This is a genomic window from Janthinobacterium sp. GW456P, assembly GCF_002127655.1.
In the GTDB taxonomy this organism is placed as follows: domain Bacteria; phylum Pseudomonadota; class Gammaproteobacteria; order Burkholderiales; family Burkholderiaceae_D; genus Janthinobacterium.
On sequence record NZ_NEHB01000004.1, the window covers coordinates 214,372 to 236,987 of the forward strand.

General features: G+C 64.6%; 21 protein-coding genes. 8 read left to right on the forward strand and 13 right to left on the reverse strand.

Features of this window, described 5'->3' with window-relative positions; genetic code table 11:
• Window positions 1–6 precede the first annotated feature (6 nt).
• Window positions 7–1,107 carry an efflux RND transporter periplasmic adaptor subunit gene (locus CBW66_RS06490; protein ID WP_086137385.1) on the reverse strand — a complete coding sequence of 367 codons (1,101 nt, stop codon included), beginning with the start codon at window positions 1,105–1,107 and terminating at the stop codon, window positions 7–9.
• Between the two features lie 51 nt (window positions 1,108–1,158).
• On the reverse strand, window positions 1,159–1,641 hold the full coding sequence (locus CBW66_RS06495) for a DUF2165 family protein (RefSeq protein WP_086137386.1): 483 nt from the start codon (window positions 1,639–1,641) through the stop codon (window positions 1,159–1,161).
• 125 nt (window positions 1,642–1,766) lie between these two features.
• On the opposite strand from CBW66_RS06495, the gene CBW66_RS06500 reads away from it, so the two are divergent.
• Window positions 1,767–2,426: a metalloregulator ArsR/SmtB family transcription factor gene (locus CBW66_RS06500; protein ID WP_086137387.1), complete on the forward strand. Its 660-nt coding sequence runs from the start codon at window positions 1,767–1,769 to the stop codon at window positions 2,424–2,426.
• Here the strand turns inward: CBW66_RS06500 and CBW66_RS06505 are convergent.
• On the reverse strand, window positions 2,423–3,688 hold the full coding sequence (locus CBW66_RS06505) for an MFS transporter (RefSeq protein WP_086137388.1): 1,266 nt from the start codon (window positions 3,686–3,688) through the stop codon (window positions 2,423–2,425). The two genes, CBW66_RS06500 and CBW66_RS06505, sit on opposite strands and share 4 nt — an antisense overlap.
• A gap of 112 nt (window positions 3,689–3,800) precedes the next feature.
• Here CBW66_RS06505 and CBW66_RS06510 point away from each other — a divergent pair, with 112 nt between their 5' ends.
• The gene (locus CBW66_RS06510) at window positions 3,801–4,700 is read left to right on the forward strand and encodes a LysR substrate-binding domain-containing protein (RefSeq protein ID WP_086137389.1); all 900 of its coding nucleotides are present in this window, start codon (window positions 3,801–3,803) and stop codon (window positions 4,698–4,700) included.
• Here the strand turns inward: CBW66_RS06510 and CBW66_RS06515 are convergent.
• Both CBW66_RS06515 and CBW66_RS06520 read right to left on the reverse strand, forming a co-directional pair.
• On the reverse strand, window positions 4,697–5,449 hold the full coding sequence (locus CBW66_RS06515; protein ID WP_070223291.1) for an SDR family oxidoreductase: 753 nt from the start codon (window positions 5,447–5,449) through the stop codon (window positions 4,697–4,699). The genes CBW66_RS06510 and CBW66_RS06515 overlap by 4 nt on opposite strands.
• 117 nt (window positions 5,450–5,566) lie before the next feature.
• Entirely contained in the window at window positions 5,567–6,610 is a 1,044-nt protein-coding gene (locus tag CBW66_RS06520; RefSeq protein WP_086137390.1) for a methyltransferase domain-containing protein, read from the reverse strand.
• Between the two features lie 94 nt (window positions 6,611–6,704).
• On the opposite strand from CBW66_RS06520, the gene CBW66_RS06525 reads away from it, so the two are divergent.
• Both CBW66_RS06525 and CBW66_RS06530 read left to right on the forward strand, forming a co-directional pair.
• Window positions 6,705–7,628: an AraC family transcriptional regulator gene (locus CBW66_RS06525; protein WP_230492184.1), complete on the forward strand. Its 924-nt coding sequence runs from the start codon at window positions 6,705–6,707 to the stop codon at window positions 7,626–7,628.
• Between the two features lie 57 nt (window positions 7,629–7,685).
• Complete coding sequence (locus tag CBW66_RS06530) at window positions 7,686–8,090, forward strand: VOC family protein (RefSeq protein WP_070223284.1); 405 nt, start codon at window positions 7,686–7,688, stop codon at window positions 8,088–8,090.
• 69 nt (window positions 8,091–8,159) lie between these two features.
• Here CBW66_RS06530 and CBW66_RS06535 read toward each other — a convergent pair whose 3' ends face one another.
• On the reverse strand, window positions 8,160–11,030 hold the full coding sequence (locus tag CBW66_RS06535) for an insulinase family protein (protein WP_086137392.1): 2,871 nt from the start codon (window positions 11,028–11,030) through the stop codon (window positions 8,160–8,162).
• A gap of 284 nt (window positions 11,031–11,314) precedes the next feature.
• Here CBW66_RS06535 and CBW66_RS06540 point away from each other — a divergent pair, with 284 nt between their 5' ends.
• From CBW66_RS06540 to CBW66_RS06555, 4 genes are all read left to right on the forward strand, one after another.
• The gene (locus tag CBW66_RS06540) at window positions 11,315–12,727 is read left to right on the forward strand and encodes an ATP-binding protein (RefSeq protein ID WP_086137393.1); all 1,413 of its coding nucleotides are present in this window, start codon (window positions 11,315–11,317) and stop codon (window positions 12,725–12,727) included.
• Complete coding sequence (locus tag CBW66_RS06545; RefSeq protein WP_230492185.1) at window positions 12,724–13,266, forward strand: SlyX family protein; 543 nt, start codon at window positions 12,724–12,726, stop codon at window positions 13,264–13,266. Before CBW66_RS06540 ends, CBW66_RS06545 begins: the two co-directional genes overlap by 4 nt.
• On the forward strand, window positions 13,263–14,630 hold the full coding sequence (locus tag CBW66_RS06550) for a sigma 54-interacting transcriptional regulator (RefSeq protein WP_086137395.1): 1,368 nt from the start codon (window positions 13,263–13,265) through the stop codon (window positions 14,628–14,630). The genes CBW66_RS06545 and CBW66_RS06550 overlap by 4 nt, the downstream gene beginning before the upstream one ends.
• Window positions 14,631–14,897: 267 nt before the next feature.
• Window positions 14,898–15,260: a BON domain-containing protein gene (locus tag CBW66_RS06555; RefSeq protein ID WP_034752546.1), complete on the forward strand. Its 363-nt coding sequence runs from the start codon at window positions 14,898–14,900 to the stop codon at window positions 15,258–15,260.
• Between the two features lie 68 nt (window positions 15,261–15,328).
• Here CBW66_RS06555 and CBW66_RS06560 read toward each other — a convergent pair whose 3' ends face one another.
• The 7 genes from CBW66_RS06560 to CBW66_RS06590 form a co-directional block, all read right to left on the reverse strand.
• Window positions 15,329–16,684, reverse strand: coding sequence for an FGGY-family carbohydrate kinase (locus CBW66_RS06560; protein ID WP_086137396.1), 1,356 nt, complete (start codon window positions 16,682–16,684; stop codon window positions 15,329–15,331).
• 9 nt (window positions 16,685–16,693) lie between these two features.
• Window positions 16,694–17,014, reverse strand: coding sequence for an L-rhamnose mutarotase (locus CBW66_RS06565; protein ID WP_086137397.1), 321 nt, complete (start codon window positions 17,012–17,014; stop codon window positions 16,694–16,696).
• A 2-nt stretch (window positions 17,015–17,016) separates the two neighbouring features.
• On the reverse strand, window positions 17,017–18,057 hold the full coding sequence (locus CBW66_RS06570) for an ABC transporter permease (RefSeq protein WP_230492193.1): 1,041 nt from the start codon (window positions 18,055–18,057) through the stop codon (window positions 17,017–17,019).
• Window positions 18,058–18,062: 5 nt separating this feature from the next.
• Window positions 18,063–19,058, reverse strand: a complete 996-nt coding sequence (locus tag CBW66_RS06575; protein ID WP_086137399.1) for an ABC transporter permease — start codon at window positions 19,056–19,058, stop codon at window positions 18,063–18,065.
• On the reverse strand, window positions 19,046–20,596 hold the full coding sequence (locus CBW66_RS06580) for a sugar ABC transporter ATP-binding protein (RefSeq protein ID WP_086137400.1): 1,551 nt from the start codon (window positions 20,594–20,596) through the stop codon (window positions 19,046–19,048). The genes CBW66_RS06575 and CBW66_RS06580 overlap by 13 nt, the downstream gene beginning before the upstream one ends.
• 114 nt (window positions 20,597–20,710) lie before the next feature.
• Entirely contained in the window at window positions 20,711–21,715 is a 1,005-nt protein-coding gene (gene rhaS, locus CBW66_RS06585; RefSeq protein WP_086137401.1) for a rhamnose ABC transporter substrate-binding protein, read from the reverse strand.
• A 67-nt stretch (window positions 21,716–21,782) separates the two neighbouring features.
• Window positions 21,783–22,616 (reverse strand): DeoR/GlpR family DNA-binding transcription regulator, encoded by an 834-nt coding sequence (locus CBW66_RS06590; protein ID WP_086137402.1) that lies wholly within the window; start codon window positions 22,614–22,616, stop codon window positions 21,783–21,785.

Consider the following 22,616-nt stretch of genomic DNA (forward strand, 5'->3'; position numbering starts at 1 on the left):
CTTCCCTCAAGAACCGGCCTTGGGCGCGGCGCGCTTGGCCTCGTCCAGGGTGTTGGCCACGGCTTGCACGGCCATGCCGTCGGCCAGTTTCAGCTGGCCCGAAGCGACCACGCGCTGCCCTTCGCGCAAGCCGTCGAGGATGGCGACACGGCCCCCCGCCCTCTCGCCCAGTTTGACGCCCACGCGCTTGACGGTGAGCGGCTGCTTGCCCTCCTGCTGCGCCACAAACACCGTGTCGCCATACGCGCTGTAGGTCACGGCCGTTTCCGGCACCGTCAGCTGCCGGCCCGCTTCGCGCGCCACGCGCACATTCGCGTACATGCCGGCTTTTAAGGCGCCGCGCGGATTGCTGAGCGCCGCCTGTACCTGCACCATGCGCGAGCGGGCGATCAACGGGTCGATGGCGTTGATCTTCGCCGTGAAGATTTCATCGGGACAGGCGTCCACCAGCACTTGCACGGCCTGGCCAGGCGCCAGCTTCGCGCTGCTCTGTTCATCGAGGGCGAAGTTCACCATCAACGACTTCGTGTCGATCAGGCTGGCCACCGTATCGGCCGCGTTCAGGTACTGGCCCGCGTGCACCTTGCGGATGCCCAGTTGCCCCGCGAACGGGGCGCGGATGGTCTTTTGCGCGATCAGCGCCTCCGTCTGGCGCACGTCGCCCAGGGCCGCATCGCGCGCGGCCAGGGCGCTATCGAGTTGCTCCTGCGTGGCCGCTTTTTCCCTGACCATCTGCGCCGTGCGCGCATGGCTGCTTTCCGCGTTTTTCAACTGTGCGCGCTGGCGCAGCAGGGCCGCCCGTTCCGGCGCGTCATTCAGCTGTACCAGCACGGCGCCAGCTGCCACCTGCTGGCCCGATTCGAAGCGGATCTGCGTGATCCGGCCGCCCGTTTCGGCGGCCACTTGTACTTGCCGCGCCGCTTCCAGTTCGCCCACGCCCGCAAAAAAACGCTCTTGCGTGCCCAGCACGACGGGAACCAGCGCCACCTTGGTGGCGGGGTAGGCGGCGGCATCGGCCGCATGCGAATCTGCCCGCGGATACAGCGCGGCGCCCGCGACGGCCAGGGCGATGGCCAGCGCGGAAGCGCCGACGATTTTCGTGTTCATGATGAAGTCCTTTACTGCAGTCAAAGGGAGAAGAGGCGCAGCGGAGGCTGATCAGGTCCGCTGCGCGTTGAAAAGTACAAACAGGGCTATGGTCCACAGCAGCAGCACCAGGTGCGTCGTCTGCAAGCTTTCCTGGGCGATCCAGTAGCCGAACCACAGGCCGCCCAGGTGCATCAGCAGCAAGAAGGCCGCCATGGCGCACAAGGCCAGGTTCAGCCAGGGCAAGCCAGCGGCCAGGCCGCCGCCGAGAAACAGCGCCACGCCCGTCCAGGCGGCAATGGCCGCCAGCAGTTGCAGCGCCAGCACCACGCCCAGCGAGAGCCGGTGCAAGGTCAATGAGGTGAGCGCGCGGCGCAGCAGCGGCGTCTGGATGGTCGGGTCCTGGCGCAGCGGGTCCATGCGCATGGTGTTGCCGATGGCCCAGACGGAGCCATGGAAGGCGTGCAGGTTGTTGATGGCGGCCAGGGTGAGCCAGATTGCCAGGCCGCTAGCGAAAATGGCGTGAAACAGCCAGATGGAGTGAGACAGTTGCATGGGAAAATCCTGTCAAAAGAGTACCGTGCCGGCATGCAGGCGTGGAAACTCCTCGACAGCGGGGAGCTACCGGCCTATTATGCAAGCAATTAGTTGGTTAACTGGCCCCATGATAGTTGAGTGAAATGAATTACACAAGTAAACGTTTGGATAATAGCGAGGCGCCGCAAACGACGGAGCGCATCCTGTATTTCATCAAGACCAAGGGACCCGTCTCCACGGCGACCCTGGCCAAGACCCTGGACATGACGGGCGAGGCGGCGCGCCAGCAAGTGCAAAAGCTGGTGGCGGCGGGCCTGATCGAAGGACGCCAGGAAGCGCAGGCGGGCGCCGGACGGCCGCGCCAGAATTGGGTCTTGACGGAAGCGGGCAATGCGCGCTTTCCGGACACGCATGCGCAACTGACGATCAAGCTGATCGGTTCTGTGCGCCAGCTGTTCGGCGAGGCGGGGCTGGATAAACTCATCACGCAGCGCGAAGAGGAAAGCCGCAGCGCCTATGCCCTGGCGTGCTCGGCGCCGGACTTGCCCACGCGTTTGCGGCAACTGGCCGCCGTGCGCGACGAAGAGGGGTATATGGCGCGCGTGGAAGCGGACGGCGACGACTGGCTGCTGATCGAAGACCATTGCCCCATCTGCGCGGCCGCGCGCACCTGCCAGGGCTTTTGCCGCTCCGAACTGCAGCTGTTCCAGGAAGTGGTGGGACCAAGCGCCAGCATCGTGCGCGAGCAGCACGTGCTGGCGAACGCGATGCGCTGCGTTTACAGGATTTCGCCGCTGTCTTAAGGCTTCGGAAACAGCGGCCAGGTCAGTAGCGCCACCAGTCCCGCCAGCCACCATACGACGGGCCAGTTGCTGACCGCCAGCAGGTGCGGGATGGCCATCGGCGTGAGGAACAGCCCCACGTAGACGGCCGTGTTCGCCATGCCCAGGGCCGTGCCCGCGTTGGCGCCGCCCGCTTCCGTGGCCAGCTCCGTGTAGGCCACGCCATGCCAGGCGGACACCGCGATGCCGGCGAGCACCACTGCCGCCATCAACAGCCAGCCCGGCGCCTCCAGCCAGGCGATGCATCCCAGCAAAATGAATGCAGCCAGCGCCACCAGGGCCGAGCCGCGCAGCCAGGCGGGCCGGTTCGCGCGGCGGTCCGTATGGCGTCCGCTCCAGATGCGCATCACCATGGCGCCCGCCTGCAGGGCCACCATCACGGCCGTGATGGCCGCCAAGCCCAGGCCGCCATGGTCGTGCAGGAAGACGGTGGCGTAGCTGAGCACGGCAAACTGCGGCACGCACAGCAAGCCGATGGCGGCCACCATGCGCCAGACTTGACGATTCCGCAGGGGCGACGCAGGCTTGACCGCAACCAGGCCCGTGGGCGCGTTGTGCGGCCCCGTGGCGGCCTCGGCAGAGAAATCGGGCTCATGCATCCAGCGCCACGTAAAAAACGCCGACAGGCCGCATATGAGGGCCAGGGCGCCGAACACGGGCATGAAGCCGTAGCGCGATGCCAGGCTGGGCAGAATGAGGGCGCCGAGGCCGCCGCCCAGCGGCACGGCCGTCTGGCGGATGCTCATGGCGAACCCCCGTTCGCCCGGGCCGAACCAGCGCATCACGGCGCGGCCGCTGGCGCCGTTCACGCTGCCGCCCAGCACGCCGACCAGGGCCAGCCCTGCCGCCAGCGCCCATAAGGGCGGCACGGACCCGTCAGCGGGCGTAATCCACAGCAGCAAGGCCAGCAGCGCCAGCATGGTGCCCAGCAAGCCGGTCAGCAGCACGGGACGGTCGCCCCAGCGGTCGGTGGCCATGCCCCATGGCAATTCGGTCAGGGCCACGCCCAGGCCCATGGCGCCCAGCGCCACCCCCAGTTCTGTATTGCTCAGGTGATAGCCGCTGCGCAGCCAGATGGCCGTGGTGGGCATGCCGTTGGCGGCGGCGGAAAAGCTGGCATTGGCCGCCACGCCAACGGCGAGCACCTTCCAGCGGTGGGCGTCGCCCAGCACGGGCGCGGTGACGGGAACAGGGACAGGAACGGCTTGGCAGCGGGTGTTCATGGCAGGGAGAGGAAAGTGGTTGACCCTGACAGTGTGGCGCGCTACGATCATTCTGAATATCAGATAATTTACGCTACACCATCCCATAAAACAGGACGATTACCACCACGCCATGAGCCTGCTTAATTTCGACATCGCCTTCCTGCGCAGCTATGTGGCTGGCATCGAGCTGGGCAGCTTTGCCCGCGCGGCCGACAAGGTGGGCCGCTCCACCTCGGCCGTCAGTGCGCAGCTGAAAAAACTCGAGGAGCAGGCGGGCATGCCGCTGTTTCGCAAGGATGGCCGGGGCCTGGCGCTGACGCCGGCCGGCGATGTGCTGCTCGGCTATGCGCGCCGCCTGCTGGAACTCAACGACGAGGCGGCCGTCGCCTTGCGCGGGGCGGAACTGGAAGGCTGGATCAGGCTGGGCCTGCAAGAGGATTTTGGCGAAGCCTTGCTGCCCGACGTGCTGGGGCGTTTTGCCCGCGCGCATCCGAAAGTGCGCATCGAGGCGCACGTGGCGCGCAACACGGCGCTGATGCAAGGGCTGGCCATGGGCCAGCTGGACCTGGCCCTGCTGTGGGGCGGCGCCTGCATCGCCGACGTGGCCGAATATCCGCCGCAGCAGCGCCAGCATATTGCCGAACCGTCCATGCGCTGGATCGCCTCGTCCAGCCTGGCCTGGCGGCCCGAGTCGGGCGAACCTTTGCCATTGATTACGTTCGACCGCGAATGCCTGTTCCAGCGCTGCGCCACGCAGGCGCTCGATGGGGCCGGCATCGCCTGGCGTACGGCGTTTACCAGCCCCAGCCTGGCGGGACTGTGGGCGGCGGCGGCAGCCGGGCTGGGCGTGACGGTGCGTACTAGCCTGGGCTTGCCCTCGACCGTGCGCGCGCTCGATCACGTGGAAGCGGGCTTGCCCGCCCTGCCTCCGCTGTCGCTGGAATTGCTGCGCGCTTCAACGGTGTCCAGGCCGCCCGTCGAGCGCCTGGCCGGCCTGATCATCGAGTCGCTGCAACAGGATGCCGCTTAAAACGCCTGCGCCGTCGGGCGCAGCACGATTTCATTGATGGCCACGTCGGCCGGCTGCTCGATCGCATAGGCGATGGCGCGCGCCACGGCATCGGCGGGAATGGCGATCTGGTAGAACTCCTTGACGGCCTTGGCGCTCTCGGCGTGGCTGCTGCCCTGGCTCAACTCCGTGTCGACGGCGCCCGGTGCAATGACGGTGGTGCGGATGGTGCCGCCGCTGGCCGCCAGCTCGTGGCGCAAGCCTTCCGAAATGGCGCTGACGGCAAACTTGGTGCCGCTGTAGACGGTACCGCCCGGGCTGAAGACTTTTTGTCCCGCCACCGACGAGATATTGATGAAGTGGCCGCTGTTTTGCGCCTGGAAGTATGGCAGGACGGCGGCGATGCCGTTCAACACGCCTTTGATGTTGATATCGATCATGTTGTTCCACTCGTCGACTTGCAAGGCGCTCATCGGCGCGATGGCCATCAGCCCCGCATTGTTGATCATCACATCGACCTTGCCGAACACGGCCAGGGCCGTGTCGACCAGGCGCTTCAGGTCGCCCGCCTGAGTGACGTCGGTCTGGGCAATGGCGGCCTGGCCGCCGGCGGCCGTGATTTCCTCGGCGATGGTATTGAGCAAATCCATGCGGCGCGCACCGAGCACGACGCAGGCGCCCAACGCGGCCAGATGGCGCGCGGTGGCTTCGCCCAGGCCGCTGCTGGCACCGGTGATGAGGACGACTTTCCCTGCTATAGCTTGACTCATGATGGGTTCCTTGTGAAGGCAGCACAGTGCTGCGGATGGCATCGATCAATGCCGGCACAGCTTAGCGCATTTGCGTACTTTTTTGCTATAAAAAAGATAATTACTAAATGGTAATTGTTAGGCCCGAGCAATCAGGACCTGCACGGGCGCCATGGGAAAATCGCTGGCGCCATACTGCTCCACCTGCCGCCAGCCCATGTCGCGCAGCAGCAGCGCCAATTCACCGTGCCGTGTCACCGTGCGGCCCAGCATGCGCATCGGCAAGTAATATGGCAGCACGCGCGCCGCGTCGCCCGGCGCCGCCGCGATTTCCGCCTGCACGCAGACGAGCACGCCACCTGGCTTCAAGGCCGCCTGCATCTTGCGCAAGGCGCTCGTCATGTCGGGCACGAAATGCAGCACGGACGAGCACCAGATGAGGTCGTAATTGCCGCCGATATCGTCATTGTCCAGGTCGCCGCCCAAAGTTTCCAGGCGGTCGGATAGTTGCGCATGGGCGATGTTCGCGGCCGCCACGGCCACCGTTTCCGGCCAGTCGAAGACGCAGCCCCGCACGCCCGCATGGGCTTGCGCCAGCGCAATGGCCACCCAGCCGGGACCGCCGCCCAGGTCCAGCAGGCGCAGCGGCGTGTTGCCGTCCGCAAACGGCGCGACGCGCTGCATCACGGACAGGGCGGCGCGCATGGTGACGGCGCGCTGCTCCTGGCCGATCTGCTGCTGCGCGGCGGCGGCCCAGTTGACCCCGCTCGCCGTGCTGTAGGGCGCTACTTTTCCGCCGTCGCGCACCAGCGTGTTCAGCTGCGTGGCGAAATGGCGCAGCGCGTGCAGCCGGTACAGCCAGGCATCGCCGCAAAAGGCCACGGAGTCGCGGCAGAAATACTGCAAGGTGGCCGCCGTGCAGCGGTAGCGTAGTGCGTTCGCCTTCGTATCCGCATCGGCGCCATCGCGTTCCAGCACCTGCATGCTCCAAAGCAATTCGAGCAGCAGGGCCGTGTGCGGTGCATGCAGCGACAGGGACTCGGCCAGTTGTGCCGGCGTGTGCGGCGTGGCCAGCACCTCGAAAATACCCAGTTCCAGGGCGGCGGCCAGCCCATCGGCCTGCACGGGCGCGACGGCCAGGTCCCAGTACGGTTGCAAGGCGTGTTGTGTATCGAATGACATGATCTTCCTTTCGGCGAGGTGGGCATCAGCGTCATTTTATGCAACAATGAGAATAATTATCATTTGCATTTGTATGCGACGCGGCGCATTTCGTATGCGCGACGGCGCGCAAGGACAGGGAGGAGCGATGCTGGAACAGGACAGGGAAGCGGCAGGCTGGACGCGGCGCCAGCTGGACCCGGGATTGAAAGAGTGCCGCGCCGACCAGCGCCAGGTCGACCAGGGCTTGCTGCTCGTGCATTCCGATTACTGTCCGCAGCGGGCGCTCGTCGAGCAATCGAAGCATGACGACGGGGGCGGCCTGGTCATTACCATCGGCCTGGAAGGCGCATCCGGCTATGTCACGCGCGATGGCGGGCAATTGCGTTTCCAGGGCGGCCATACGACCATGACGGTGTTTCACCACGTCAGCGGCGAGCGCCGCTTCGAGGCGCATCAACGGGCGGCGCAATTGCGCGTGCTGGTCGACGAGGATGCGCTGGCGCGCTACTGGCCCGAGGGGTTGGCATCGCTGCTGCCGCACGGCGGCGCGCGCCAGCTGGCGCATGCGGCCACCACGGCGGCTGTCTCCCTGCACGCCTGTTCGCTGCTGCGCGCGACGGACCCGCTGGCCGTGCATATCGGCGTGCTGAGTATCCTGGCGGAACAGTTGCGGGGACTGCGGCCGGCGCCCGTTCTTGTGCCGCGCTGGTCCGAGGCCGACATCATCAAGCTCGAGCGTGCCTACGCGCTGATGCAGGAGCAGATGGCGCAGGCACTCACGCTCGATTATCTGTGCGCGCAAGTAGGGCTGAGTTTGTTCAAACTCAAGCAGGGATGGCGCTACCGCTTCCACGACAGTCCCCAGCGCACCCTGCTGGCGCTGCGCATGCAGCGGGCAAAGTTACTGCTGGAAAATGGTTGCCAGGTGGCGCAGGCGGGCTGGCAAACGGGCTACCGTCACCCGGCCAATTTCAGCGCCGCCTTCAGCCGCTATTTCGGCTACGCGCCGAAGACCGTGGGGCGCGCGAAGGGCTAAAAAGCCGGTGTAGAATCGGCGGGCAGCATCCATAACTACGACCCACAAGGAGACATGATGGCTCGCAAAATCTTTGTCAATCTGCCCGTCCAGTCGCTGGAACGCTCGGTGGCGTTTTTCACGGCGCTGGGCTTCAGTTTCAATGCCCATTTCACGGATGAAACAGCGACGTGCATGATCGTTGCCGACGATATCTTCGTGATGCTCTTGACGCACGACAAATTCAAGCAATTCACGCCCAAGCAGCTGTGCGATACCAAGGTGGCGACGGAAGTGCTCGTGTGCCTGTCGGCCGAGAGCCGGGGCGAAGTCGATGCGCTGGTGGCAAAAGCCGTCCAGGCGGGCGGCAGCATCTACAAGGAGCCGATCGATTTCGGCTTCATGTATGGCCACAGTTTCCAGGATCCCGATGGGCATCAATGGGAATTGATGTACATGGAAGCAGGCGCCGTACCTGGCTGATACGTGGTGGTGTCGGATTACGCGGCGTGCCGCCGCTGATCCGACCTACCCGACTGTTAAACCTCAGCCTTAGCTGGCCAGCGCCAGCAAATCGACCACATCCAGCCCGGCCAGGTCTTGCGTTGTGTTGCCCGCGAACGCGGCGCGGCTAGCCTGGCCGTTTTTCAGCCAGGTGCGCGTGACGTCCTTGATCTGCGCCAGGGTGCAATTGAGCACGCCGGTACGGAACTGCTGGCGCACGGCTTCCGTCGTGCCGCGCTGCTGCATGTTCCACGCCGTCAGCGCTTCCGCGTACGGCGAGTGCGGCTTGTCGAGGCCCTTGATGACGCAGATGATGGCTTCTTCCACCTGCTCTTGCGAGAAATCGCCATCGAGGATTTGATCGAGCGTCGTGCCGAAGTCGGCAAACGTGCCGGCCAGGCGCGGATCGCGGTAGGAGCTCAGCGTGAACGTGCCGGCGCCGGCCGCATAGCTGGCGCTGCCGCCATACGCGCCGCCTTTTTCGCGCAGGGCCGTATGCAGTACCTGGTTGGTCATCAGCTCGGCGGCCACGGCCAGGGCCGAAGCGTCGGGATGATGCACGCCTGGCACGGCCCAGGAAACGAAGCAATGGTTGATCTGGCTCGTCGCATGCAGGGCCGTGTTGGCTAGCGGCAAGGCGGCAGGTGCGGCGGCAACGGCTGGCGCGGCCGCCTCCGTGCTGGCGGCCGGCAACTCGAGCAGGCGGGCCAGGGTGATGCCATCCTGCTCCAGACCCGCGCACAGCACGGTCGGCTGCTGGGCGATGATGTGCGCGTGCAGGGTGTCGAGTTCGCGGGCGATTTCCAGCAAGCCTGCCGACGTCTTGCTCAGCTGCTGCAAACGGCGGTAGAACGGCAAGGCTGCCGGGCCGCCGACGATGTCGTCGAAGCGGCGCGTCGGCGACAGCGGGGCCGCCGACGCCAGCATGGCGTAGCGGTTGCCCGATTCGGCCAGGCTGGAGAGTTTGTCTTGCACCAGGCTTTCGATCAGGAAGGCCAGGCGCTCCTCTTCATCGAAGCGGGGCTTGGCGATCCAGGCCGACAGCACGGCGGCGATCGCCGCGTGTTCTTCGCGCAAGCCGCTGGCCGAGAACGAGAGTTCCACGCGCATCGTTTGCTGCGGGCGGGGAATGGCTTCCAGGCCGATGTGGAACGAAGGCACCATGCTCTGGCGCCAGGCGCTGGCGTCGTCGAACGACATGTCGCCCACGCCCAGTTCCGGCGCCAGGTCCGTATATAAACGCAGCCATGGCCACGATGCCTCCGGCAAGCCCGACACGTCGTACAGCACGTTGGCATAGCTGATGCCGTTCGAGGCAATGCTGAACGCCACGGCGCCGTCGACAGCGGCAGGAATCGGCAGGGCCGGGCGCGGCGCGGCGCTGACGTCGCCGGGGCGGATGCGCGGCAGCACTTCCGAATTCGACGGCAGTTGCTGATGCGCTTCCAGCGCGGCCGACTCGGCCACGATGTGCGCGCGCTCGGCATCCGTCAGCTTTGCCTGCAGTGCCGCCAGTTTGGCGTCTTCCTGCGCGGCGCGGTCCGTAAAATAGGCGCTGTCGGGTACCACGTGCGTCGTCAAACGGGTGGGATTGGCGATCAGCTCGCGCACCAGCTGTTTGAAAAATGCCGGGTCTTCGATCTGCTGTTCCAGGGTTTCCAGGATGGCAGCATTGTCGAAGGCGTCCATGACGTTGCCGTCGTACATGGCCAGCGGCAAGGCGTGCAGCAGGCGGCCCAGGCCGTAAGGCATGCGGCCGCTGCTGATTTCGCGCTGGCTGTATTTGATGTCGCGCAAGGCGGCGTGCAGCACGGCGGCAGGAATGCCCTCTTCCGCCGTTTCTTCCAGCGCCGTCCAGATGCGCTGGTGCGCATCGGCGATCTGTTCCTGCGTCAAGCCTTCCATGCCGATGTGGAACACCATCTGGCGGATGCCCGCGTCGCGGCCATTCATGTCCGATGGGCGGCCATAGCCGGCCGATTCCATGGCGCGCATGACGGGCGCCGACGATTCGCCGAGCAAGCCATGCGACAGCAGATGCGCGTGGTAGTAGGCGATGGGGTCGCTCGATTCACCCATCAGCCAGGCGAATTGCAGGCCGAATTCATCGTCGCGCGCTTCCTGCGATGGAATTTTAACGATGTTTTGCTGCGGCGCCGTCCACGCGGGCGCCAGCTGCGGCAGGCGGCGCGGGCTAAAGCCGCTGAGCTTGGACAGCACGCGTTCCGCGACTTGCTCCTGCACGGCCGACGCTTCGATATTGCCGGAAGTCATGATCACGGCTTGCGAAGGATGGTAGTGGCTGGCGTGGAACTCTTTCAGCATTTCATGCGTCAGCTCGGGGATATTCAGCGGATCGCCGCCCGATTCCACTTCATATGTCGTGCCTTTGAGCAAGGCGCTGGCGATGCCGCTGTCGAGCGCGCGCATGGGGCTGTTGAAGGCGCCCTTCATTTCATTGAAGACGATGCCCTGGTACACGAGCTTGTCGCCTTCGAACGCGTGGCGCCAGCCTTCCTGGCGGAAGTTCAGGTAATCGAGGTTCGGAAAGAAGGCCGCATCGAGGTAGACGTCGAGCAGGTTGAAGAAATCCTTGCGGTCGGTGCTGGCGAACGGGTACACGGTGCGGTCGGCATAGGTCATCGCATTCATGAACGTGGCCGTCGAGCGGCGCAGCATCGAGAAGAACGGATCGCGCACCGGGTAGCGCGACGAGCCGCACAAGGCCAGGTGTTCGAGGATGTGGGCGCGCCCGTCGCTCACTTCCGGCACCGTGGGAAAGGCCACCAGGAACACCATCTCAGCCTGCTCGGTATGCATATGGATATGGCGCATGCCCGTTGCTGGCTCGACATATTGCTCGATGGTTGCCTGCAAGACTGGAATGAAGTTGCTGCTGACTTTTTCAAATGTGCTCATGCGGTATGGGATCTCTGCGGTAGATGGTTCGGATGGTCGGTGGACGTGCATCACATCTGGGGACAAAGTGGCGTATTGCCAGGGCCGGCGGCCACGTTGATGCCTGTGTGAAGTTTTTCCCTATTGTACTAGGAGTATTCGTGCGCCGCCGCCGGGGCCTTGCTGGCCGCCGGAAAAGCGACAGTGTTGCAAAATTGATCATTGCAAAATGGGTGGCGTCTCCGAATGAAAGCTTAGCGTACCATGCGCCTTTTGCATTCCAGACTGAACCGAAGGCGCCTACCTTGTCCAGACTTTCCTTTCGCCAACTGTTATTTGCCGCCTTCATTTTGACGACGGGCATTTTGACGGCTACCTCCGTGCAAGCCTTGCTGACCCTGGAGCACCTGGCCCGGCTGGGGCGCGAGACGGCGGCGCAGGCGATTGCCTTGACGGAACAGTCGCAGCGCCTGTCCGAGCGCACCCTGGCCATGGAGCGCAGCGCGCGCCAGTTCCTCGTGCTCGACGACCCCGTGTTCCGCGAACGCTATGCGGCGGCGCGCGACGAAGCGACGGCGGCGCTGCAGGTGCTGAACCGTGCCACACCCGAGTTCGCTCCCCAGCTGGCCGACGAATGGACGGCGCAGGCGCAATCGGCGTGGGAAGTGTTGCAAGCTGGTAAGCGCCGCAAGCGCGATGGTCACGCCGTCGTGTACCGCGCGTTTGCCCGCATGACGCAGATCAATGAACGCCTGGCGCGCGAAAGCAAGACGGAAATAGGCAGCCGCAATGACGCCCTGCTGGCCGAGCTGGAGCGCCAGCGCCGCCTGCTGGGCCTGCTGGTGGGCGGCGCCGTGCTGCTGGCGGCCGTGCTGGCCACCTGTTTCGGTTTTTTACTCTCGCGTCCGCTGCGCCGCATCGAGACGGCCATCGAACGCCTGGGCGAGAAGCGCTACGACCAGCCCATCGTCGTCGGCGGCCCGGCCGATACGCGCCGCCTGGGCCAGCAGCTGGACTGGTTGCGCCAGCGCCTGGCGGACCTCGATGCCGACAAGGAACGTTTTCTGCGCCATATCTCGCATGAGCTGAAAACGCCGCTGGCGGCCCTGCGCGAAGGCGTGGCCTTGCTGGAAGACGAGGTGGCGGGCAAGCTCAGCGACAGCCAGCGCGAAATCGCCGGCATCCTGCAGCAAAACACGGCCTCGCTGCAAACCCAGATCGAAGACTTGCTGCGCTACAATACCGCCGCTTTTGACGCCCAGCATCTGGCGCACAGCAAGGTCGACTTGCTGGTCCTGCTGCAAGATGTGGTGGCCGCGCAGCGCCTGCAGTGGCTGGCGCGCCGGTTGACGGTCGAGGTGCAGGGCGAAACCCTGATCGTGCAGGCCGACCGCGACAAGCTGGCCACCGCCCTGGCGAATTTGCTGTCGAATGCCGTGCGCTTCAGCCCGGAAGGCGGCACCGTGCGTTTCGCCCTGTCGTGCGAAGGCGGCCGTGTGCGCATCGATTGCCTCGACGAGGGGGCCGGCGTGGCGCCCGAGGATGCCGCGCGGATCTTCGAACCGTTTTACCAAGGCGTGCGCCAGGCGGCCGGCGCGCGCAACGGCAATGGCATCGGCCTGTCCATCGTGCGCGAATATATCGCCGCCCACGATGGCAGCGTCACTCTTTTACCGCGCCAGGCTGGCGCGCATTTTCGGATAGAACTGCCCTTATGATGACGAGAACTTCCCTGGCCGGCATGGCCGCCTGCGCGCTGCTGTTGGGCGCTTGCGCCGCCAAGCCCCCCACCCAGACACCCGTGCTGGTGCAAACGCCGCCGCGCGTGGTGATCGTGGCCGATCCCCAGCTGACCGAACTGCTCGCGTATCAAAGCGCCTTGCGCCTGATGACGCCGTCGGAACTGGCGAAGGCGCAGCAGGATTTGGCGAAAGCCGATCACGCGCCGCACAACACGCTGCGCCGCGCCATGCTGCAGGCGACCGTGCGCGGTCCCGGCGACCTGGCCCGCGCGCAAGCCTTGCTGGAACCGCTGGCCACGGCCACGGGCAAGGACGCGCAGCTGCTGGCGCCGCTGGCGCAATTGCTGGGCAGCCAGTATGCGGAACTGCGCCGCCAGGAAGAGAGCATCGACAAGCTCAGCACGCAGCTGCGCGACGCCCAGCGCCGCATCGACCAGCTCAATGAAAAACTCGAGGCGCTGAAAAACATCGAGCGCAGCCTGTCCGTGCGCCCTGCCGCGGGAGCGGCGAAATGAGCGAGCACGCCCACATTCTATTGGTCGACGACGATCCCGATCTGCTGCGCCTGCTGACCATCCGCTTGAAGGCGGGCAATTATCGGGTCACGGCCGTGGGCAGCGCGGAAGCGGCGCTGGCGCGCCTGGCCGTGGAATTGCCGGCCCTGGTCATTACCGACGTGCAATTGCCGGGCCGCGACGGCCTGGCCCTGTTCGATGAAATCCGCCGCCAGCACGCGGCCCTGCCCGTCATTTTGCTGACGGCGCACGGCACCATCCCCGACGCCGTCGATGCCACGGCGCGCGGCGCGTTTGCGTATCTGACGAAACCGTTCGACGGCAAGCTCTTGATGGAAAAGGTGGCGTACGCCATCAACCTGTCCACCGTCATGCCGGCGCCGGCGTCCGGCGACGAGCGCTGGCGCGCCGAACTGATCAGCCGCAGTGCGCAGATGGCCGAGCTGCTGGCCGAAGCCAAGCTGGTGGCGGGGTCCGACGCCAGCATCCTGATCCGCGGGCCCAGCGGCACGGGCAAGGAATTGCTGGCGCGCGCGCTGCACAACGCCAGCCGCCGCGCCAAGGCGCCGTTCATCGCCGTCAACTGCGGCGCCATTCCCGAGCAACTGCTGGAATCGGAACTGTTCGGCCACGTGAAAGGCTCGTTTACGGGCGCCGTCGGCAACCGCGAAGGCTTGTTCCAGGCGGCCGATGGCGGCACCCTGTTTTTGGATGAGATCGGCGACATGCCGCTGCCGCTGCAAGTCAAATTGCTGCGCGTGCTGCAGGAACGGGCCGTGCGGCCCGTCGGCGCCGACCAGACGCGGCCCGTCGACGTGCGCTTATTGTCCGCCACGCACCGCGACCTCGATGTGGCCATGGCGGAAGGGCAATTCCGCGAGGACCTGTATTACCGGCTCAATGTCGTGACGTTAACCCTGCCGCCGCTGGCCGAGCGCCGCGAAGACATCGCCCTGCTGGCCAACCATTTCCTGCAAAAACTGGCGGCCAAGTACGACAAGCCCCTGAACGGCTTCGCGCCTGACGCCCTGACGGCCCTGGTGGCCGCGCCATGGCCGGGCAACGTGCGCCAGCTGGTCAATGTCGTCGAGCAAGTGTGCGCGCTGGCTACGGCGCCGCTGGTGCCCTTGACCCTGGTGCAGCGGGCCTTGCGCGTGCCGTCGCTGGAAGCGCTCAGCTATAACGAAGCCAAGCAGCGCTTCGAGCGCGACTACCTGATTCAACTGCTGCGCCTGACGGACGGCAACGTGGCCGACGCGGCCCGCCTGGCCGATCGCAACCGCACGGAGTTCTACCGTTTACTGCAGAAATACGAGCTGACGCCGGCCCTGTTCCGGGCCGACGGCGACCCTGTCGCTGATTAGCGACAAAAATAAAGCGTTAAAAATCAGCGGCTTAGTCTGAAACATTGATATTGTTGCCACAAGCTGTCGCTGGCAGGCGACAAAATGCCCGGTTTTCCGGGCCGGATCCGGCAAAAATGCGCTGAAAAAATTGTGTTTTAGTGTAAGTCGTTGATTTTGAATGGAAATTAAAAGCTGGCACGGTGCTTGCTATATGGGTAGATGTGACGCTTCAAAGTGTTGCTTTATCTAAGTAAGAAGCTTTTAACTTCATTGAGAGGAACTACCATGCAAACATCGAAACTGTTCAATACCCTGGTTGCCGCTATCGTACTGTCGGGCGCCTCGATCACCGCTTCGCATGCAGCTGACTCCGCCCCAAAAGCACAAGCTCCTGCTGACACCGTCGTGGCCGCCAACGCCGCCGCTGCCGTTCCTGATGAAACCATCACTTCCTCGGCCAAGGCCGCCCTGAGCGCCGATGCGCAAGCCGCTGCCCTGCCCGTCAAGGTAGCAACCCAGCAAGGTGTGGTCGTCCTGTCGGGCGACGTGCCGAGCGCCGAAGCGGGTGACCGCGTCGTGCAGATCGTCGCTTCCGTGAGCGGCGTGAAAGAAATCAAGAACGAGCTGAAAGTCAAAGCCGCCGGCTAATCCCCCTCGCGCTGTACTTTACTCCGGGTTGCCCTGTCTGCGGACAGGGCATTTTTTTGCCCGTTGATTTATTGTGTCAGCAGTGCCCGCCATTGTTCACGATAAGCAAGCAAGCCGTCCACGGCCAGCGCCGGCATCAGCGTTGCCGCCATCGTCGGCACCTCGCCCCAGCGATGCAGCATCCAGCCGCCACACGTGGTGCCACTGGCGTCCTGCGACACGGACACGTCCTGGCCTGGCCGCAAGGCCGCCAGCAAGGACGAAAAATGCCGGTTGTCCGTAAAACTGCCTTCCACCGTGACCGGCCCTCGTGCGCCGAGGGCATCGAGGCAATAGTCGCTCATCAGCGCGCAGTACAAGGTGGCCAGCGCATACCGTTCCTGCGCGTTGCGCGGCGCTGGCCCGGCGATGCGCCCCGCCTGCCCCACGAACGGCCCGCCCGACTCCGCAAAGCACGGTAGCGCCAGCGTGCCTTGCCCGACCAGCCGCGCGATGTCGGCCGCATCGCACGCTTGCGGCTGCTCGCCGGCCAGCACCGAAAATTCGCGTCCGCCCATGAAGCGCATGCAGGCGACGGGCTGGCCCAGCGCATTGACATTGGCCAGCATGTCGGCCGTTTCATCGAGCTGCTCGAGGGGCGCCCCAAACGCGGCGGCGATCGCCCAGGTGCCAGTCGACAATACCGTGCGCGGCTCGCCGATTGCTCGCGCATCCAGATAGCGCAGCAGCGAGGCATTGCTGTCGTGGATGCCGCACAGCACCTGGCACGCGGGCGGCAAGGCGTGGGCCAGCACCGGCCCCAGCGCGGTCCACGCCGGCCGCAGCGGTGGAAACAGATGCGTCCATTCCATCTGCTGCACCAGCGAGGAATACGTGCCTTGCCGCGGTTGCCATAAATCCGTATGGCAACCCAGCGAGGTCACTTCGCCGGCCGCCACGCCCGACAGGCGCCAGGCCCAGTATTGCGGGTAGGTCAGAATATGGCACGCGCGGGCAAATTGCTCCGGATACGTTTTGGCCAGCCAGTACAGCTGCAAACCCAGGTTCAGCCCGCACGGCAGTCGTGGCGACAGGCTGTCGGCAAACGCGGGACGCAGCGCCGCATACTCGGCTGCCAGCGCTTGCGGCAAGCTGGACTCATAGTCGAGGATGGGCAGCACCAGCCCGTCGTCGTCGACCAGGGCCGCCGTGGCGCCATGCGTGACGGGCACGATGGCGGTGATGCGGGCCTGGCGCGCAAACACGGCCAGTATGGTCTGCAGCCAGTCCCACAGGCGCTCCGTATCGTGGTGCGGATACAGTCCCGCATGCACGATGCTGTTCGGGCAGCGCTGTTCGGCCAGGATGGCGCCGGTGGCGTCCAGCAAGGTCAGCTTGGCATTGGTCTTGCCGATATCGAGTACCACGGTGGCGTTGTCGGTCACGTCTTGTCCTCAGGCCAGATGAAAAACGCGAACCAGGGGCACGGCGACGGGCGACGCATCGGGCCGCGTGTCCATCAGGTCGGCCATGTAATCCCACCAGCGGCGCATTACCGGATGCTGCGGCAAAGCGTCCATCGCGTGGCCGTCGATGCGGCGCAGCACGGCAAACAGCGCGCCCGTGCCTGCATCGAGAAAGATGCTGTAGTCGCGCACGCCCGAGTCGTGCAGCAAGCTGGCCAGTTCGGGCCAGATGGCGTCGTGGCGGCGTTGATATTCGGCGGCGATGGCCGGCCCCGGCTTGAGCTGCATCCTGAAAGCGATGTGTTCCATGGTTATTTTTTCGTCGGTTTGCGGTTCAGCAGGCGCGGCAGGGCAATCGTAATCAACAGCAAGATGCCGACAACAATCGTCATGATGACACCAGGAATATTGAGCAGCGCCAGGCCATAGGTGACCATGCCCAGCAGCAGCACGGCCAGCAGTACGCCGCCGATGCTGCCCTTGCCGCCGGCGATGCTGACGCCGCCGAGGATGACCATGGTGATCACTTCCAGCTCCCAGCCCATGGCGATATTGGGCCGCGTGCTGCCGATGCGTCCCGTCAGCAGCCAGGCGGCCAGGCCGGCCATGGTGCCTGTCAGCACGAACAGCGCAAAGCGGTAGCGGTCCACCGCCACGCCTGAGAAGCGCGCCGCCATCGGATTGCTGCCGATGGCAAAGATGCGCCGGCCCCAGCTGGTCGCGTGCAGCAGCACGGCAAACAGCACGGCAAACACCAGCAATATCACGAAGGGACGCGGGAGAATGTCGAAGAAATAGCCCTGCCCCCAGTCGACCAGCAGTGGCGGATAGCCGGTATACGCCTGGTCGCCGAGGATCACGCTGGCCAGGCCGCGAAACAGCGCCACCGTGCCGATCGTCACAACGATGGACGGCAGGGCAAAGCGCGTCACCAGCACGCCGTTCAGACTGCCGCAAACGGCGCCCATGGCCAGCGCGACAAACAGCAGGCCTGCGGGCGGCACGCCGTGGTGGTGCGCAAAACCCATCGCCACCGACGACAGCGCCAAGGTGCCCGAGACGGAAATGTCGATTTCGCGGCAAATGATCAGCAAGGCCATCGGCAGCGCAATCAGCGCTTTTTCGCTGAAATTGAAGGTGCTGTCGGCCAGGTTGTAGGCGTCGAAAAAGTTTGGCAGCAGCACACTGTTGCCGATGAACACGGCCACCAGCAGCAGCGCCAGCAGCGCTTCCCAGTGCGCCAGGTAATGCGACAGGCGCTGTGCCTTGCGGTCGAGGATGGTGTAGCGCGTACCGGGCGCGGCGGGCGATGGCGTGCCGTTCACGGTGCTCTGGTGCAGGGAAGTCGAGATCGCGTTCACGCGGCGCTCCTTGAGGACGGTTGCAGCATGGCCAGCGGCAGGATCTGGCGCCCGGCCTTCTTGTTGCCGCGTGCATTGATCAGCACGGCGGTAAGGATCACGATGCCCGTCAGCGCGCTTTGCCAGAACGGCGAGACCTTGATGATCGGCAAGGCGTTATTGATCACGGACAGGAACAGCGCGCCGAGCACGGCGCCCGACACCGTGCCGGCGCCGCCGGCGATGCTGATGCCGCCGATTACGCAGGCGGCAATCACGGTAAATTCAAAGCCGTAGGCAATTTCCGAATACGCGACCGCATAGCGCGCCACCCACAGGTAGCCGCACAGGCCGGCCATCATGCCCGACAGGCCGTAGGTCCAGAACAGCCGGCGAGCCGTCGAGATGCCGACATAGCGCGCCGCCTGTGGCTGGTTGCCGATCGCATACAGGTCGCGCCCAAAGCGCGTGTAGCGCGCCAGCAGCCAGATGGCGATGATGGCCGCGGCCGCTATCCACACCAGGTGCGTGACGCCCAACAAGCGCTCGAGCGGAAAGGCGATGAAGTGGGCCGGCATCTGGTGCGACGAGACCCAGGCGCCGCCCGACAGCACGAACACCAGGCCGCGGTACACGCTCATGGTGCCCAAGGTCACCACGATGGGCGGCAAGTCCAGGTAGCCGATCAGGTAGCCGTTGACCAGGCCCAACAGCAGGCCGATCAGCACGGCCGCCAGCATCACCACTGCCAAAGGCAGCGCCGGATATTGCACCGCCAGCAGCGCGGCCATCATGCCCGACAGGGCCAGGTTCGACGCCACCGACAGATCGATGCCGCGCGTGATGATGACGAACATCTGCGCCAGCGCCAGCATCACCAGCAGGGTGCTGTCGGTGAGCAGGTTGCCAAGGCTGCCGGCGCTCAAAAAGACGGGGGCGCGCAGGCCCACGGCGCCGGCCAGCAGCACGATCAGCAGCGCCAGCTGGACTTCGCGTTGTTTCAGGTAGTGCATGGGAGTTCCTCGTTCGAGTGGACGCTGCCGGAGGCGGCGGCGACCACGTTTTCCGGTGTCGCCTGGGTGCGTGAAAAGACGCTATGGATATGGCCCTGGTGCATCACCACCACGCGGTCGGCCATGCCCAGCACTTCCGGCAATTCCGACGACACCAGGATCACCGACAGGCCCTGCGTCACCAGTTCGCTGATAAAGCGGTGCACGGCCGCTTTCGAGCCGATATCGATGCCCTTGGTCGGTTCATCGAGAATGATGACTTTGGGCTTGGTGGCCAGCCATTTGGCCAGCACCACTTTTTGCTGGTTGCCGCCCGACAGCTCCGACACCATCTGCGTAAAGTGGCTGGCCTTCAGTTCCAGCTGTTCGCTGAGCTGGCGCGCGATCGCCGTTTCGCTGGCACGCTTGCTGCGCAGGAAAAAACCGATGCCGTCGAGAATAGGCAAGGTGATGTTCTGCACGATGGACAGCGACAGGTGCGCGCCCTGGTGCTGGCGGTCTTCCGGCACATACGCGATGCCGTGCCGGATGGCGTCGCTGGCGCAGCGGATCGCCACTTCCTGGCCGGCAATCTTGACGGTGCCGGTCACGCCTGGCGTCAGGCCAAACAGCGCCTGCATCACTTCGGAGCGCCCGGCGCCCACCAGGCCGTAGAAGCCGACGATCTCGCCTTGCTGCACCGAAAAACTGACGTCCCGAAACTCGGTCGGATGACAGAACTGCGACACTTCCAGCAAGGTCGCTCCCAGCGCTACCTCGGCCTTGGGAAATACCTGGTGGATGGCGCGGCCCACCATCAAGGAGACCAGCTGCGGTTCGGTAATCTCGGCCAGCAGGCCGGCGGCGACAAAATGGCCGTCGCGCAGCACGGTGTAGCTGTCGGCGACGGCAAAGATTTCATCGAATTTGTGCGAGATAAAAATGACGGCCGTGCCGGCCGCGCGCAGCTGGCCGATGATGCGGTACAGCTCGTGGATTTCGCGCTGCGACAGCGACGCCGTCGGTTCGTCCATGATCACCACGCGCGCCTCCTGCGACAGCGCGCGGGCGATCTCCACGAAGTGGCGCTGCGCCACGCTCAGGTCCTTCACCTTGGCCAGCACCGGCAGCTGCACTTCCAGGCGCGCAAAGATCGCTTCTGCTTGCTGCGCCATCAGCGCCCAGTCGATGCGCGCCGGGTAGCCGGTCTGCGGCTGGCGGCCGATATAAATGTTTTCGGCTACCGTCAGTTCGTCGAACATCACGGTTTCCTGGTGCACGGCGGTGATGCCGGCAGCCATCGCGTCTTGCGGGCTGGCAAACAGCACGCGCTGGCCACCGACTTCGAGATGGCCTGCGTCCGGCTGATAAATGCCCGTCAGGGTCTTCACCAGGGTCGACTTGCCGGCGCCGTTTTCGCCGATCAACGCCATCACTTCACCGGCGCGCACGGTCAGCGCCACGTCGTGCAGCGCGGTGACGCCATGAAAATGCTTGCAGAGGCCGTGCAGGCGCAATACCGGCGCCGCGCTCTGCGCAATGGGGGGATTCTGTGACATATCCGTTCACACAAGAAAAATTGTGGGTCGGGTTAGCCAAAGGCGTAACCCGACAACATTGTTGACGTCGCAGGTGTTGTCGGATTACGGCGCCACGCGCCGAATCCAACCTGCTTAGAAAATCTTCGAGAACTTGTCGACGTTATCCTTGTCATAGGTAAACGGTGGCGCCAGCGCCGCTTCGCCGGCGGCGTCGATCGTCAGCTTGCCCATGCGGCCGACGGCAATCGATTCGCCCGCCTTGCCCGTCGCCTTGCCGGTGACGAACTGGTGCGCGGCATAGGTGGCGGCGTAGCCGAGGTCGATCGGGTTCCAGATCGCAAAGCTTTTCACGGCGCCGCTTTTCACGTGGCCAGCCATTTCCGATGGCAAACCCAGGCCCGTCACATACACTTTGCCCACCAGTTTTTCATCAACCACCGCCTTGCTGGCCGCATTGATGCCGACCGTCGTCGGAGCGATGATGGCTTTCAAATTCGGGTTGCTGCGCAACAGGCCAATCGCTTCGCGGTAGCTCTTGTCGGACTGGTCGTCGCCATACACGGTCGACACCAGCTTGATTTTGGCATACGCGCTCTGGGCCAGCGTCTTTTTCATTTCGCCGATCCAGATATTCTGGTTGGTCGCCTGCGCTGTGGCCGACAGGATGGCGATGTCGCCGGCGCCGCCGATGGCGTCGGACGCCATTTCGATCTGTTTCTGGCCGATCAGGGACGGGCTCGATGGGTTCAGCTGCAGCAAACGGCCTTCCTTGGCGACGCCGCTGTCGAAGGAAATGACCTTGATGCCGCGCTGCATGGCTTTCTTGGTGATCGGCACCAGGGCATTGGCGTCGTTGGCGGAAATGACGATGGCCTTGACCTTCTGGCTGATCAGGGAACTGATGATTTCGATCTGGCCTTCGGCGGTGGCTGTCGTCGGGCCCGTGTAGATGATTTCCACGTCGCCCAGCTGCTTGGCCGCTTCGTTCGCGCCTTCATGGGCGGCGTCAAAAAAACCGTTGCCGAGGTTTTTCACGACCATGGCGATCTTCATTTTGTCAGCCGCCTGGGCACCGGTGGCCAGGCAGGCCATCATGCAGGTGCTCAGGATCGCCACCATCATTTTTTTCATTGTCATGCCACGTCTCCTTTTATTATTGATGTGGCGGTAGGCACCATGCCTCCGGCCATCTTGTTATTGGTGTTTATTGGCCCTGCCAGTCGCTTTCCGCCTGCGACATGGCCGCCTCGGGCGCGAGTTCGGGCGCTACCGCCAGCACCTTGACGCCCGACTGTTCCAGCATCTGCACGGCAGCGTCGGATGCGCCCGTGTCCGTGATGACGCAGGAGACGCGGTTCAGGCCGCACAGGATCAGTCCCGCCTTGCGGGCGAACTTGCTGCTGTCGGCCAGCACGATCAATTCCTCGGCCTGGCTGATCAGGCGTTTTTCCGCCTGGATCAGCATTGGGTCCGCTTCCATCAGGCCCAGCATCGACAGGCCATACACGCCCATGAACATCTTGCCGGCGTAATGGTGCTGGCTGATGTCGTTATCAAAAGGGCTGAGGATGACGTTCTGTTCGCGGTACACCGTACCGCCCGGCAAGATGATTTCATTCTCGCTCGTCATCAGGAGGCGTTCGGCCATCATGAAGGAATTGGTGAGGATTTTCAGGCGCTTGTCGACCAGAAATTCCACCATGCGGTAGGTGGTGGTGCCGCCATTGATGATGATGGTGTCGCCGTCCGCGCACAGGCCGCAGGCATGGCGGGCAATCGCGCGTTTTTGCGCGGCGCCGCGGTCGATATTGTTCTGGAATGTCTCGCCCGACAGCGCAAAGGTGCGCTGCTTTTTTTGCGGCAGGCTTTCCGCGCCGCCACGCGTGCGCACCAGCAGGTTGCGCTCGGCCAGCCAGGCGATATCGCGCCGTATGGTCGCTGGCGACGAATTGAGCCAGCCGACCAACTGGTCGACGCTCGCCGCGGCATGCTCGGCGAGTAACTTCAACAGCCCTTTGCGGCGTTTGTGATTGATCAC

What these genes read in the sequence shown, in the direction of transcription:
- CBW66_RS06490 (WP_086137385.1), bottom strand. Translation starts at nt 1,107, where the DNA reads ATGAACACGAAAATCGTCGGCGCTTCCGCGCTGGCCATCGCCCTGGCC.
- CBW66_RS06495 (WP_086137386.1), bottom strand. Translation starts at nt 1,641, where the DNA reads ATGCAACTGTCTCACTCCATCTGGCTGTTTCACGCCATTTTCGCTAGC.
- CBW66_RS06500 (WP_086137387.1), top strand. Translation starts at nt 1,767, where the DNA reads ATGAATTACACAAGTAAACGTTTGGATAATAGCGAGGCGCCGCAAACG.
- CBW66_RS06505 (WP_086137388.1), bottom strand. Translation starts at nt 3,688, where the DNA reads ATGAACACCCGCTGCCAAGCCGTTCCTGTCCCTGTTCCCGTCACCGCG.
- CBW66_RS06510 (WP_086137389.1), top strand. Translation starts at nt 3,801, where the DNA reads ATGAGCCTGCTTAATTTCGACATCGCCTTCCTGCGCAGCTATGTGGCT.
- CBW66_RS06515 (WP_070223291.1), bottom strand. Translation starts at nt 5,449, where the DNA reads ATGAGTCAAGCTATAGCAGGGAAAGTCGTCCTCATCACCGGTGCCAGC.
- CBW66_RS06520 (WP_086137390.1), bottom strand. Translation starts at nt 6,610, where the DNA reads ATGTCATTCGATACACAACACGCCTTGCAACCGTACTGGGACCTGGCC.
- CBW66_RS06525 (WP_230492184.1), top strand. Translation starts at nt 6,705, where the DNA reads ATGCGCGACGGCGCGCAAGGACAGGGAGGAGCGATGCTGGAACAGGAC.
- CBW66_RS06530 (WP_070223284.1), top strand. Translation starts at nt 7,686, where the DNA reads ATGGCTCGCAAAATCTTTGTCAATCTGCCCGTCCAGTCGCTGGAACGC.
- CBW66_RS06535 (WP_086137392.1), bottom strand. Translation starts at nt 11,030, where the DNA reads ATGAGCACATTTGAAAAAGTCAGCAGCAACTTCATTCCAGTCTTGCAG.
- CBW66_RS06545 (WP_230492185.1), top strand. Translation starts at nt 12,724, where the DNA reads ATGATGACGAGAACTTCCCTGGCCGGCATGGCCGCCTGCGCGCTGCTG.
- CBW66_RS06550 (WP_086137395.1), top strand. Translation starts at nt 13,263, where the DNA reads ATGAGCGAGCACGCCCACATTCTATTGGTCGACGACGATCCCGATCTG.
- CBW66_RS06555 (WP_034752546.1), top strand. Translation starts at nt 14,898, where the DNA reads ATGCAAACATCGAAACTGTTCAATACCCTGGTTGCCGCTATCGTACTG.
- CBW66_RS06565 (WP_086137397.1), bottom strand. Translation starts at nt 17,014, where the DNA reads ATGGAACACATCGCTTTCAGGATGCAGCTCAAGCCGGGGCCGGCCATC.
- CBW66_RS06575 (WP_086137399.1), bottom strand. Translation starts at nt 19,058, where the DNA reads ATGCACTACCTGAAACAACGCGAAGTCCAGCTGGCGCTGCTGATCGTG.
- CBW66_RS06580 (WP_086137400.1), bottom strand. Translation starts at nt 20,596, where the DNA reads ATGTCACAGAATCCCCCCATTGCGCAGAGCGCGGCGCCGGTATTGCGC.
- rhaS (WP_086137401.1), bottom strand. Translation starts at nt 21,715, where the DNA reads ATGACAATGAAAAAAATGATGGTGGCGATCCTGAGCACCTGCATGATG.